Source organism: Neisseria oralis (assembly GCF_045062685.1).
Taxonomy (GTDB): Bacteria; Pseudomonadota; Gammaproteobacteria; order Burkholderiales; family Neisseriaceae; genus Neisseria; species Neisseria oralis.
The window spans coordinates 336,745-349,568 of sequence record NZ_JBJGEB010000001.1 but is presented as its reverse complement, the minus strand read 5'-3'; the positions used below and the strand labels follow the sequence as shown (position 1 = coordinate 349,568).

The 12,824-nt window shown below is 50.3% G+C and carries 13 protein-coding genes; 3 read left to right on the top strand and 10 right to left on the bottom strand.

Going from position 1 to position 12,824, the window contains the following annotated elements; all coding sequences use genetic code 11:
* The first annotated feature begins 115 nt into the window (after positions 1–115).
* From ACI43T_RS01715 to ACI43T_RS01705, 3 genes are read left to right on the top strand one after another with little or no spacing between them, the layout of a single operon-like run.
* Positions 116–823 carry a hypothetical protein gene (locus ACI43T_RS01715; protein WP_405385356.1) on the top strand — a complete coding sequence of 236 codons (708 nt, stop codon included), beginning with the start codon at positions 116–118 and terminating at the stop codon, positions 821–823.
* Complete coding sequence (locus ACI43T_RS01710) at positions 820–1,509, top strand: hypothetical protein (RefSeq protein ID WP_405385355.1); 690 nt, start codon at positions 820–822, stop codon at positions 1,507–1,509. Before ACI43T_RS01715 ends, ACI43T_RS01710 begins: the two co-directional genes overlap by 4 nt.
* Complete coding sequence (locus ACI43T_RS01705) at positions 1,509–2,132, top strand: hypothetical protein (protein ID WP_405385354.1); 624 nt, start codon at positions 1,509–1,511, stop codon at positions 2,130–2,132. The genes ACI43T_RS01710 and ACI43T_RS01705 overlap by 1 nt, the downstream gene beginning before the upstream one ends.
* Positions 2,133–2,194: 62 nt before the next feature.
* Here ACI43T_RS01705 and polA read toward each other — a convergent pair whose 3' ends face one another.
* The 10 genes from polA to ACI43T_RS01655 all read right to left on the bottom strand — a co-directional run bounded on the left by polA (position 2,195) and on the right by ACI43T_RS01655 (position 12,700).
* Positions 2,195–4,984 (bottom strand): DNA polymerase I, encoded by a 2,790-nt coding sequence (gene polA, locus ACI43T_RS01700; protein WP_405385353.1) that lies wholly within the window; start codon positions 4,982–4,984, stop codon positions 2,195–2,197.
* 307 nt (positions 4,985–5,291) lie between these two features.
* Complete coding sequence (locus ACI43T_RS01695) at positions 5,292–6,944, bottom strand: ArnT family glycosyltransferase (RefSeq protein WP_405385352.1); 1,653 nt, start codon at positions 6,942–6,944, stop codon at positions 5,292–5,294.
* A 160-nt stretch (positions 6,945–7,104) separates the two neighbouring features.
* Entirely contained in the window at positions 7,105–7,323 is a 219-nt protein-coding gene (gene rpmE, locus ACI43T_RS01690; protein WP_009174393.1) for a 50S ribosomal protein L31, read from the bottom strand.
* 158 nt (positions 7,324–7,481) lie between these two features.
* On the bottom strand, positions 7,482–8,903 hold the full coding sequence (gene cysS, locus ACI43T_RS01685; RefSeq protein ID WP_405385351.1) for a cysteine--tRNA ligase: 1,422 nt from the start codon (positions 8,901–8,903) through the stop codon (positions 7,482–7,484).
* A gap of 26 nt (positions 8,904–8,929) precedes the next feature.
* Complete coding sequence (locus ACI43T_RS01680) at positions 8,930–9,709, bottom strand: TIR domain-containing protein (protein WP_234396306.1); 780 nt, start codon at positions 9,707–9,709, stop codon at positions 8,930–8,932.
* A 90-nt stretch (positions 9,710–9,799) separates the two neighbouring features.
* Positions 9,800–9,982 (bottom strand): hypothetical protein, encoded by a 183-nt coding sequence (locus ACI43T_RS01675; RefSeq protein ID WP_003760384.1) that lies wholly within the window; start codon positions 9,980–9,982, stop codon positions 9,800–9,802.
* Positions 9,983–10,044: 62 nt separating this feature from the next.
* On the bottom strand, positions 10,045–11,193 hold the full coding sequence (gene obgE, locus ACI43T_RS01670; protein WP_405385350.1) for a GTPase ObgE: 1,149 nt from the start codon (positions 11,191–11,193) through the stop codon (positions 10,045–10,047).
* A 273-nt stretch (positions 11,194–11,466) separates the two neighbouring features.
* On the bottom strand, positions 11,467–11,955 hold the full coding sequence (locus tag ACI43T_RS01665) for a peroxiredoxin family protein (RefSeq protein ID WP_405385349.1): 489 nt from the start codon (positions 11,953–11,955) through the stop codon (positions 11,467–11,469).
* Positions 11,952–12,338, bottom strand: a complete 387-nt coding sequence (locus ACI43T_RS01660; RefSeq protein ID WP_293278269.1) for an acyl-CoA thioesterase — start codon at positions 12,336–12,338, stop codon at positions 11,952–11,954. Before ACI43T_RS01660 ends, ACI43T_RS01665 begins: the two co-directional genes overlap by 4 nt.
* Positions 12,338–12,700: a hypothetical protein gene (locus ACI43T_RS01655; protein WP_009174385.1), complete on the bottom strand. Its 363-nt coding sequence runs from the start codon at positions 12,698–12,700 to the stop codon at positions 12,338–12,340. Before ACI43T_RS01655 ends, ACI43T_RS01660 begins: the two co-directional genes overlap by 1 nt.
* Positions 12,701–12,824 lie beyond the last annotated feature (124 nt).

The following is a 12,824-nucleotide window of genomic DNA, read 5'->3' as shown; positions in this document are numbered from 1 at the left end:
TATTTACACACAGGTTATCAACAGTTTTGCTCAAGAGATTTTTGAAAAACTTCCCAATTCCTAGGAAAAAAAATATTTTTATTTTATAATTTGAAAAAATCAAGGAGTTTTTATCATGAAAAGTCAAGATATTCTGTTACTATTAAAAATATTCAGTCTTTCCTACTACGAGAAAATTGACCTTGCCAATAAGAAAATGGCGAAGCCAGAATTTTTTACTGACCAGCAGAAGAAGCAATATTATTTAAATATTATTTATAAAAATAAAGAATTAAAATATAACAAATATTACTTGAATAAATATTATGGAGAGATTGAAAATTTATATTCAAAAATAGATTTTGATAGTCTTTTTGATGAGAATAAATATTCGCTTTTGTCATTGGAGAAAAGTACAGGTATTAGCAAATCTCAAATCAGTCTTTCATTAAAAAGATGTATTGATTTAAAATTGCTACTGATTCGAGATAAAATACCCTATGTAAATACACAGGAACTCCTGAATGTTGTAATTCCTGCATTGAGATTTTTTTTCCCTATAAAAAAAATAGGTAATGTTAGAGGAATACCTATTTCATATTCATCACCTTTTTTGTATGAGAACATCGTATCAGGCAGAAAACTTCCGATGGTGTGGGAAGATGCTAATGGTACAGTAGTAGGGGATGCTATTGAACCACTATATAAGACAGTCCCATATGCTGCGGTAAAAGACCCCCTGCTATATGAATTATTAGTGCTGGTAGATTCAATTAGGCTCAATGCACCTAGGGAAAAGCAAGTAGCATTTGAGCAATTAAAAGATATTTTTATGGGAAAATGATGAATACGGCAAGTAAATTGCATTTTGATATGCTGAAAAAAGTAGTATCGAAGTTAACACCTTCATTAAGAGAAAAAATTGTTTTTGTAGGAGGCTGTACAACTTGTTTATTTGTAGATGATGTAAGTCAAGAAGATATTCGCAGTACAGAAGACGTAGACTTGATTATTTCTGTATTAACACATTGTGAATACAGACACTTTCAAGAAGAATTAAAAAGTTGCGGATTTAAAGAGCTTGGCTTAGAAGATGAGGAAGGACCAATATGCAGAATGAAATTAGAGAATATTTTAATAGATCTAATGCCAACAAACGCTATTTTAGGTTTTGAAAATAAATGGTATCCAATAGCTTTTGAAACAGCTGAAAATTATCAATTAGATGACTTTATAATTAAATTGATTCACCCAATTTATTTTTTAGCAACTAAATTTGAAGCTTACAACAATCGAGGTAATGGAGACATTCTTGAAAGTAAAGATATTGAGGATATTTTGATTGTAATAAATGGACGACCCCAAATTTATGAAGAACTTTTTGAGTTTAAATCTAAATTTAAAGATAATAAGGTTATAGAATTTATTCAAGAGCAATTTAAGATATTAAAGAATGAAGCTTTCTTTTTATATAAACTAGACGAATACCCACGTGTAGAAGATAAGATTATCAATATATTGGAATTATAATGAAAGTGATTTGGAGAAGTTGTCAGGGGAAAGATAGGAAATATAATAGCGATTATGGTGTTTTTTGCAATTATTCCAATTACTATGTTTTTATAATTGGAGATGCAAAAGAAGAAATTGAATCCCAAAATTTTATTAAATATATTTTGGAGTTCATTGCAAAAAAAATAAATTCAGAAAATCGAAATATTTTAGGCATATTAAAACATGCTAAGGAGTCATACGTTAAAGCAGTAGGAATACCAAACAAATTGCCAAATCAAATGGCATCTCTACATATATTGATAGTTGATAAGGGAAATTTCCAAACACAAAGTTTTAATCTTGGTGATTGTAGATTTGGTTGTAAAACAAATAACGAATGGAAATGGTTGACGGAACCGCATGTTATATCTGGATTGGAACACTATGTTACCCAATCATTTCGTACAAAGAAGTCAATTGGAGAAATTTGTAAACAAGAATTTATTTTAGACAAAAAGGAAAGTTATTGTTTGGGAAGCGATGGATATTGGAAAGAAAATATGAATCAGTCTGATGATCATAGTCAATTATTAATATTAGAACTAGATGTTGAGACACTAGAGACTAGTGATACAACAATAAATTTTAGTATATTTTAAATTATATTTTGAATGAAATGCCGTCTGAAAAATTTTCAGGCGGCATTTCATTCATATAATTATCAATGTGCCTCTTCCCAATTCATCCCCACACCAACCTCTGCCACCAGCGGTACTTCCAACATCCCTTCGTCCACTTTCGCCATAATCTGCGGCAGTTTTTCTTTGACCAAATCCAGTTCGGTCTTGGGCACTTCCAACACCAGTTCGTCATGCACCTGCATAATCAGCTTGCTCTTCAGGTCGTCTGAAACCAGCCAGCGGGATACGTCTATCATGGCGCGTTTGATGAGGTCGGAGGCGGTGCCCTGCATGGGGGCGTTGATGGCGGCGCGTTCTGCTCCGGCGCGGGCGTTGGCGTTTTTGTTATGGATGTCGGGCAGGTAGAGGCGGCGGCCGAACAGGGTTTCGACGAAGCCTTGGGCGGCGGCTTGTTCTTTGGTGCGCTGCATGTATTCGGCGACGCCGGGGTAGCGGGCGAAGTAGCGGTCGATGAAGGTTTTGGCGGACAGGTTGTCTATGCCCAGCGATTTGGCGAGGCCGTATTGTCCCATGCCGTAAATGAGGCCGAAGTTGATGGTTTTCGCGTAGCGGCGTTGTTCGGGCGAGACGTTTTCGGGGGCGATGCCGAATACTTCGGCGGCGGTGCGGCGGTGTACGTCTTCGCCGTTTTGGAACGCGGCGATGAGGGTTTTGTCGCCGGAGAGGTGTGCCATGATGCGCAGCTCGATTTGGGAATAGTCGGCGGAAACGATGACGCTGCCTTGCGGTGCGGTGAAGGCGCGGCGTACGCGGCGGCCTTCGGCGGTGCGGATGGGGATGTTTTGCAGGTTGGGGTTGTTGCTGGCGAGGCGGCCGGTAATGGCGACGGCTTGGGCGTAGGTGGTGTGCACGCGGCCGTCTTTGGGGGAAATCATTTCGGGCAGTTTGTCGGTGTAGGTAGATTTGAGTTTCGCCAGGCTGCGGTTTTGCAGGATGATTTTTGGCAGGGGGTAGTCGGGCGCGAGCTGTTCGAGCACGGCTTCGTTGGTGGAAATGCCGCCTTTGGCGGTTTTTTTCAGGCCTTTGGTGGGGATGCCCATTTTGTCGAACAGGATTTCTTGCAGCTGTTTGGGCGAGTTGAGGTTGAACGGCTGGCCTGCGGCGGCGTAGGCTTCTTGTTCGAGCTTCATCAGCTCGGCACCGAGTTCTGCGCTTTGGCGGGCGAGTTCGGCGCGGTCGATTTGCACGCCGTTGCGTTCCATTTCAAACAATACCTGCGCGACGGGAAGCTCCATTTTTTCATACATTTCAAGCTGTTTGGCGTCCATTTGCGCGCGCAGGTGCGCGTCGAGGCGCAGGGCGAAATCGGCGTCTTGGGCGGCGTATTCGGTCGCCTGCTCGATAGCGACGTCGGCAAAACCGATTTGCTTCGCGCCTTTGCCGCACAGCGATTCGTAGGTAATGGTTTCCAAGCCGAGCCAGCGTTCGGACAATTCGTCCAAGCCGTGTCCGAGATGGCTCTCGATGATGTAGGAAGCGAGCATGGCGTCGCCGGCAATGCCGTTCAGGGCGATGCCGTAGTTGGCGAAAACGTGTTGGTCGTATTTGAGGTTTTGCCCGATTTTTTTCAGGGCGGGGTTTTCCAAATGCGGTTTCAGACGACCTAATACGTCCTGCAAATCAAGCTGTTCGGGCGCGGCGGTCAGGCTGTGTCCTACGGGGATGTAAACCGCCTCGCCAGCTTGGAACGCGATGCTGATGCCGACCAGCGAGGCGTTCATCGCGTCTAGGGAGGTGGTTTCCGTATCGATGCCGATTTTATCTGCCTGAGACAGTTTGTCCAACAAGGCGGCAAACTGCGCTTCGGTGGTAACGGCTTGATAATCCAGCTTTTCGGGCGCGGGGGCATGTTCTATGATTTTTTCAGACGACGTTTCCATGTCCAACGCAGCCTGTTCGCCTATCGTATCGCTGCCGAACAAATCGCCGTCTGCCGCTTCGTGCATACGGCTTTCCGCTTCTTTCAGCCAAGTGCGGAAGCCCCAGCGTTTGAAATCGACCGCAAGCTGCGACCATTTCGGCGAAGTGCGGCGCAGGCTTTCGAGGCCGTCTGAAAGCTCTGTGTGCAAGTCCACATCGGTTTTAATCGTCACCAAATCATACGACAGCGGCAGTTGGGATAGCGCGGCTTGCAAGTTTTCGCCGACCTTACCCTTGATTTCCGCAGCGTGTTCTATTACGCCTGCCAGCGAACCGTAGGCTTCCAGCCACTTCACCGCCGTTTTCGGGCCGCACTTCTCCACGCCCGGCACATTGTCCACCTTGTCGCCCATCAGCGCGAGATAATCGCGGATTTGGTCGGGGCGCACGCCGAATTTCTCCTTCACGCCTTCAATGTCCAGCGTTTCGCCGCTCATCGTGTTCACCAGCGTAACGCGCTCATTCACCAGCTGCGCCATGTCCTTATCGCCGGTGGACACCACCACGTTCCAACCCGCTTCGCCGGCCATCGCCGCCAGCGTACCGATAACGTCGTCCGCTTCCACTTGCGGAATCACCAGCACCGGCCAGCCCATCAGCCGCACCAAATCCGGCAAAGCTTCCGCCTGCGGGCGCAAATCGTCCGGCATCGGCGGGCGCGTCGCCTTGTAGTCGGGGAACATCTCGTGGCGGAAATTCTTGCCCTTCGCATCAAACGCCACCGCGCAATAATCGTGCACATAATCCGCCCGCAGCCGGCGCAACATGTTCAACACGCCATAAAGCGCACCCGTCGGCGCACCGTCAGGCGCGGACAACTGCGCCATCGCGTGATAAGCACGGTAGAGATAAGAAGAGCCGTCAACGAGGAGGAGAGTGGGTCTGGACATGGTGAACCTGCTTGAAATAAGTGAAAAATAGATGGATGGATTATAAAGGAAAAGGCAAGGGGCAGTTCTTTCAAGGGATTTTGTCTTGTGAAAAGAAAATGAATGCTTATTATGGATATAAGCTTGAATTCATCTGAAAATGATGGTTGCTTCCATTTTCTTAGAAACGTCTTTCTCTTTCAAATGAAGTATTAAAGAGCAGGAACAGATCTATCTACGAAGATTTTAGAATGAGGAAGAAGAAAAGTTTTACGGCTGTCTGAAATAAGACTCAGGCGGCTTTTTACTTTATGAAAAGCCGGTTTGCTTACTCCGCTTTTTCCAACAGTGCGAAACCTTCCACCTTGTTTCTCGGCCGTGCACCCTGCCAGATTTGCGTCCAGCCTTGCGGGGAGGCGGTGTTTTTCGGCTGCTGCACCAGGCGGTAGCGGCAGGCGGTGTCATCGACATTCAGTTTCAGGCTGCCGTATTGTGTCCAGGCGATGCGGGCGCGGTGGTCGGCGGCGGCGACGCTGATACATTCGAGGCCGTCTGAAAACCGCTGTTTCAGTTCGGGAGCAAGGGCGGCTTCCATTTGGTGAACAACGGGCGCGTGGCTTTTGGCGGCATCCAGCCAAGGCAGGAACAGCGTCATCAGCAACGCCCACGCCAAGGTAACGCCCGCCGCCCAGTTGGTAACGGCTTGGCGGCCGCGGATGTTTTTACGGGTAATCGCCCACAGCCACAGCGGGGTGAACAACAACGCCACCGCCATCGGAGCGGGGTCGATGTCGGGAACATAATACGGGCTGAAATAGGCGGCGCGTTCGGCGAGCTTGGCGGGCCAGCCGTAATTCATGGCGAAGAAACCTATCCATAGGAACACGGCTAAGAAGCCGAAGGTCATGATGCCGAACCAGTTGATAAACGCCGCCGCGCCGCGCCTCAGCCCGTCGAGCTGCGCCGCGCCGAGCAGCGCCATCGGCGGCAGCAGCCACACGAGGTGGTCTTGGTAGGTTTCGGGATTGGCGGCGAGCAGGACGGCGGCGGCGCCAATCCATGCCGTACCCAATACGCTCCAGCGTTGCGCGCCAATGCGTATGCGGGTGTAGGTCCAAGCCATCAGTGGCCAGGCGGGGAAGGCGAACCAAATCAGGTTTTTCAAATAGTAGGGCAGGTTGAAGGCCATCTGAAAATCCGCCAGACCGCCGAATGCGCCGAGTGAACGGGTATTCAGCCACAAATCGAATGCGGCGGGTTGCAGGCGGTGCAGCAAAAAGGGGTAAACCACCATCAGCGGCAGGCCGACGGCGAATGCGCCGACCAGTGTCAGGGCATAGCGTTTGAAGCGCCATTGCGGATGCAGCGGCAGTAATAGCGCCGTCAGCACCAGCACGGCGGTCAGCAGGAAGCCTGCCGACAGCGACAGCAGCGCCCAGCCGCCGCCCAGCAGCAACGCACCGGTAATCACTTTTTTATGTGCCAGTGAAAAGCCGCACAGAATCATGGACAGCGCGGCAAAGGTAACCGACAGGCCGCTGAGAAAGTGCGCCATCGAGAGCAGGCCGACGCAACCGGCTAGAATCAGCACCACGCTGCGGCCGTGATGCCTGCCCAGAAGATTGAATCCGGCGAAACCGCAGCAGGCAAGACCGGCAGCGGTAAAAAACACGCTGGCGAAACGTGCGGCGGAATAGGCGTCGGCGGCCCAGGGCGAAAGCAGGTTTTGAAACGCGGCGGCCGTCCAGAGATAGACCGGCGGAATTTTAAAGTCCGCCTGTCCCAACACGTCGGCAATCAGCGGCGATGCGCCGTGCCGCAAGGCTTCGAGTGCGGTAAACACGACCGGTTCGGCGGGATTCCACAAGTCGTGCGAAAACACGCCCGGCCACAGCCATGCGAACACCATCAGAAGCAGCAGCCAGGGCTTTTCGTAAGTCTTGGCGGGTTTGCGGGAATCCGGCGGAGTGTAAGTAAGCATAGTAAAACGTAATCTGCGTGTGAGTATGGACGACGGAAGTTTATCAAATTATAAACGCAAGCTGCTTTAAATTCTGTAAGAAGCGGTGGCCTGCCGATGCAGGCCGTCTGAAAAACGGGCAATAAAAAAGACTGCCTGAGCAGTCTTTTTTGGCAGCCGGTTAACCGCGTTTGAACAGGTTGCCGAATTTGTTGTTGAATTTGTCCACGCGACCGGTGGTGTCGACGATTTTCTGGGTGCCGGTGTAGAACGGGTGGCACAAAGAACAAACCTCGATGGTGAAGTTTTCTTTTTCCATAGCCGATTTGGTGGTGAATTTGTTACCGCAGGAGCAGGTAACGCTGATTTCGTGGTAATTAGGGTGAATACCTTGTTTCATGATGTTTCCTTTCGATTAGCGGGTATAGGGGTTTTGCCTATACTTCAAGACAAGCTGCGTATTATCGTTATTTTCTTTCGGTGTGTCAAACAGATAAGCAGCGGATGTGGGAAATACCGCAACGGCGGCAGGGCGGCCTGCCGGTTTCGTTTCGGTTGTCAGCCGCGCCGCCAAGTTGTACCGCCTGCGTTGTCTTCCAGGATGATTTTGTGTTCGTTCAGAAGGTCGCGGATGCGGTCGGACTCTGCCCAGTTTTTATCTGCGCGTGCCTGTTTGCGTCGGGCGATTAAGTCTTCGATTTCTTCGCTGGAGAGACCGTCTGAAACCGCCCCGCCTTGCAAGAACTCGGTTGGGTCGCGTTGCAGCAAGCCGATAATGCCACCCAAGGCTTTCAGGCAGCCGGCGAGGTGTGCGTCGTTGGTTTTGTTCACTTCGCCTGCCAGTTCGAATAACACGGCAACGGCTTCGACCGTACCGAAATCGTCATTCATAGCGGCGTAGAAGCGGCGGGTGTAGTCATTGGCGTTTTCGGACAATTCGAACGCGGCGGCAGGGGTGTTTTTCAGCGTGGTGTACAGGCGTGTCAGCGCGCCTTTTGCGTCATCCAGATGCGCGTCGGAGTAGTTTAGCGGGCTGCGGTAGTGGGCACGCAGGATAAAGAAACGCACGACTTCGGGGTCATATTGCTTCAACACTTCGCGGATGGTGAAGAAGTTGCCCAACGATTTGGACATTTTTTCGCCGTCCACACGGATAAAGCCGTTGTGCAGCCAGTATTTGACGTGGCTGGCAATACTTTGCCCGTGGTGGGTTTGAGCGTGGTCGTGGCCGCAGGTATGGCCTGTCGCGCCGACACTTTGAGCAATTTCGTTTTCATGGTGCGGGAATTGCAAGTCCGCGCCGCCACCATGAATGTCGAAAGTATCGCCAAACAGGTTTTCACTCATGGCAGAGCATTCGATATGCCAGCCCGGACGACCATTACCCCACGGGCTTTCCCATGCCGGCTCGCCTGCTTTGGCCGCTTTCCACAACACAAAATCAAGCGGATCGCGTTTGAAACCATCCACTTCCACACGCTCGCCTGCGCGCAGGTCGTCCAACGATTTGCCCGACAATTGTCCGTAAGCGGCAAACTCGCGCACGGCGTAATAAACGTCGCCGTTGGCGGCAGGATATGCCTTGCCGTTTTGAATCAGGGTCTCAATCATGGCAATCATTTGCGGGATGTTTTCCGTCGCCTTCGGCTCGATGTCGGGACGCAATACGCCCAGAGCATCGGCATCTTCGTGCATAGCCTGAATGAAACGCGCAGTCAGTTCACCGATGGTTTCGCCGTTCTCAGCCGCACGGGCAATGATTTTGTCGTCGATGTCGGTGATATTACGCACATAAGTAAGCGGATAACCGCACTCGCGCAGCCAACGGGCAATCATGTCGAATACAACCATCACGCGGGCATGGCCTAAATGGCAGTAGTCGTAAACAGTCATACCGCAAACGTACATACGCACGTTTTTAGGGTCGATGGGGGCGAAGGGTTCTTTTTGGCGGGTGAGGGTGTTGTAGAGGTTTAGCATTTTTATAACTTTGGTAAGAATAATTTTCAAGATGACGCTTTTATAATATTTTCTGGATTAATTTTAAATCCAGATTCCGTTAGCCTCTCCACTAAACGAGAAACAGTTTCTCTAACATGATTATCGAAACCAATATATAAAATGCCATTAGCATCTGACGGGACTTCTAAATCCCCTTTTTTTAGAATAGCAACATGCTTTCTTCCTATAGAAGAAAGTAGCATTCCCATTTCAAGTACAACATTTTGCCTTGCTCGTGGCTGCACTTTATCAGGTGATTTAATTGCATATCCCATATCATCTGGAGTAAGTAAAACTATCCCAAATTTTACTTCTGTAGGAGCTGTCCCAATTTGCTGCTCCAAAGCCTCAATAATAGTTAGACCATTACCCCCAGTATTTTGCAAAACGAAATGTTCAATACCAAGTTTATGTAAAACCAACTCTAACTGTTCACGAGCCATTTCATCATGCCCATGAACCACAAATACTTTGCCTTTCGTTTCAACTGTAGCAGGAACAATTTTTTCTATTGTTTGTAGCTGATGAGTTTTTGCTTGTGATATAGAGGATATTGAAGAAGTATTTGAATCACATAATTCATTAATCATTTTGCTTAATGCCTCATTTGGTTTCCCCTGAATATTAATAGTTCCTGTACTAGGCCAAAAATTTATTATTGATCCATCTTGGAATCTTAAACAAATTTTATTACTGCCATCTATCTCTTCTTTGATTGGATTGAATCCATTCTTTGATAGATGTTGTTTAAGGTTGTCGAGAGTTCCACGAAATTTTATAGTCATAATAATTGCTCCCTTAATAATGGGCTATAAGATAATGTTTAGTAAATTTTCATACCCTATTTGCACTGCAGTAAAAAAAACGCTTTAGGTTTAACGCTCTACATGGCCGACGATCTTTTCCGTGCCATCCGGCCGAAGTTCGACGATATTGCCGTTTTCATCGCCGACATACACCGATGTGTATTTGCGCTTTTCGGCCATCCATGCGCGGTAGAGGCTTTGCAGCGTGTCTTGTTTGCGTTTGAGGCGTTGGATTTGCTCTTGGGTAATCATGTTACTCCATTATGGCGCGGATTAGGCCGTCTGAAACCTTTTCAGACGGCCTCAATTTGCATTCACTCCGCTTTCAGCACCGAAGTATCGGTTTGCGGCTGTGCGGCAACTTGGGCGGCTTGGGCTTTTTCGGCGGCTTCTGCTTCGGCTTCGATGCGTTTTTTTTCGGTTAGGTATTGGTTGATTTGGTGTACCAATTCCTGCGTACCTTGGTGGGTCAGCGCGCTGATTTGGAAGAGGCGCGGGGTTTCCATGTCGAATTGGAAGCGGTCGTCCGGTTTGGGGTAATCCCAGCCGATGGCTTCGAGGAAGGCGGCGGTGCGTGCTTGGGCTTCTTCTTCGTCGAGCATGTCGAGTTTGTTCAGCACCAGCCAGCGCGGTTTGCCGTAAAGTTCTTCATCGTATTTGCGCAATTCGTTGATGATGGCGAGGGTTTCTTCGGCGGGGTTGACGGCTTCGTCGAAGGGGGCTAAATCGACAACGTGCAGCAGCAGGCCGGTGCGCGATAAGTGTTTGAGGAAGCGATGGCCGAGGCCTGCGCCTTCTGCCGCGCCTTCAATCAGGCCGGGAATGTCTGCCATGACGAAGCTGTGGTTTTCGTCGATGCGCACGACGCCTAAATTCGGGTGCAGGGTGGTGAAGGGGTAGTTGGCGATTTTGGGGCGTGCGGCGGATACGGCGGTAATCAGGGTGGATTTACCGGCGTTGGGCATGCCTAATAAGCCGACATCGGCGAGAACTTTAAGCTCAAGTTGCAGGGAACGGGTTTCGCCTTCTTCGCCGGGCGTGGATTGTTTGGGCGCGCGGTTGACGGACGATTTGAAGTGGATGTTGCCCAAGCCGCCTTTGCCGCCCTTGGCGAGGCAGACGCGCTGGCCGTGGTGGGTGAGGTCGGCGACGATTTCGTCGGTGTCGAGGTCGCGGATAAGGGTACCAACGGGCATTTTGAGGACGATGTCGTCCGCCCCTGCGCCGTAGCGGTCGGAGCCGTGGCCTTTTTCGCCGTTTTTGGCTTGGTAGCGTTTGACGAAGCGGTATTCGACGAGGGTGTTGGTGTTTTCGTCGGCTTCTGCCCAGACGCTGCCGCCTTTGCCGCCGTCGCCGCCGTCGGGACCGCCGCGCGGTACGAATTTTTCGCGGCGGAAACTGGTTGCGCCATTACCGCCTTTGCCTGCGGCAACTTCGATTTTTGCTTCGTCGATGAATTTCATGGTGTTCTCTTAAATTTCGGGAATCTGTTGCCGGTTTCAGACGGCCTGTCGGCCCGTTGTCTGCCGGAGCCGTTTGGACGGAAGGTGTTGCTCCTGAAACGGGACTATTCGGTTTATTATACGGGATAAGCGTTGGGTTGGGGTTTCGGGGCTGCTGCTTTCGGATTTTGCCGGATAATCAAGCCGTTCCTTCCATTTTTAAGGATGGCGGACAACGGCATCGGTATTGGTTTGTGAGGCCGTCTGAAAACGCGTTTCAGACGGCCTCTTGCCTTATTTCGCCAATTCTTTGTCGATTTCCTGATAGAGCGCGGCGAAATCGGGTTCGCCGACAAAGGTTTTCAGGATTTCGCCTTTTTTGTTGATGAGGAACGAGGTCGGGTAAACCTGTGTGCCGAAGGCTTGGGCGGCGGTTTTTTTGCCGTCGAACATGACGGTGAAAGGCAGGCCGTATTCGCGGACGTATTGGTTCACGCTTTCAGGCGGGTCTATCGGCTGGGCGATGCCGAGGACTTGGAAGTCTTTGCCCCGATAGTCTTTGGCCATTTTGATGACTTTGGGCATTTCGCTGACGCAGCCGGGGCAGGACGGAAACCAGAAATTGATAAAGCTTACTTTGCCCCGCAAGTCGGCGTCGGACACGGTTTTGCCTTGCAGGTCGGTCAGGGAGAAGGCGGGGGCGGTTTTGTTTTCGGGAATGAGTACGAGGGCGAGCAGCGTACCGATGACGGCGACGGCGGCTAGGGAAAGCAGTTTTTTCATTCGGCGGCGATGGTTTTCAAGGCGGTTGACAGGGGGGCGGGAATGCTGATGCTGCGCCCGTTGGCGGCGTTGACGGCCATCATTGTGATTTCGGCTTCGACGGCGTTTTTGCCGTTGGGCAGGATGATGGTTTGGGTCAGCACGATATGGCGCGAGGTCATTTCTTTCAGACGGCCTTCGAAGCGCAATTCGTTGCCTTCGACGGCGGGGCGGCGGTAGCGGATGTCGGCACGCGCGACGACGAGCATGATGCCTTTGAGTGCGGACAGCAAACCGTGTTGCTCAAAAAACGTCCAGCGCGCTTCTTCGAGAAATTCGAGATAGCGCGCGTTGTTGACGTGGCCGTAGCCGTCGAGGTGGTAGTTGCGGACGCGGACGTTCATCAGTTCAGGTTGATGGGCTGGAAGGCTTCGCGCGCCAGCGGTTCGTGTTCGAGGTCGGTGATGACGGTGGAAAGCTGGATGTCGAACCATTCGTTGAAAATGTCGGCGTCCAAATCCGGCCATTCGCGTTCGTCTTCGCACCAGTCGGCGAGTTCGGCGGCGAAAATGTCTTCGAAACGGGTTTCGATTTCGTCCCAAACTTCGTCGGCGGTTTCGCACGGACGCACGAGGTAGGAATTGGCGTCGGCCTGGATATCTTCGAGGGTCAGGCCGTCGAGGTGGTTGCCGGGCAGGGATTGCAGCCAGTTCCAAAAGGGTTCGAGCGGAATGAGCAGGAAGACGCTGCGGTTGACTTCGTACATGGTGTTTTCCTTCGATTCAGGTAGGGGAATGATATAGCAAAGACCGAGGAAACGCTATATTTGCACATTCGGAGAGGCCGTCTGAAAAATAGGGGGGCGGGTTTCAGACGGCCTTTGGCAGGTA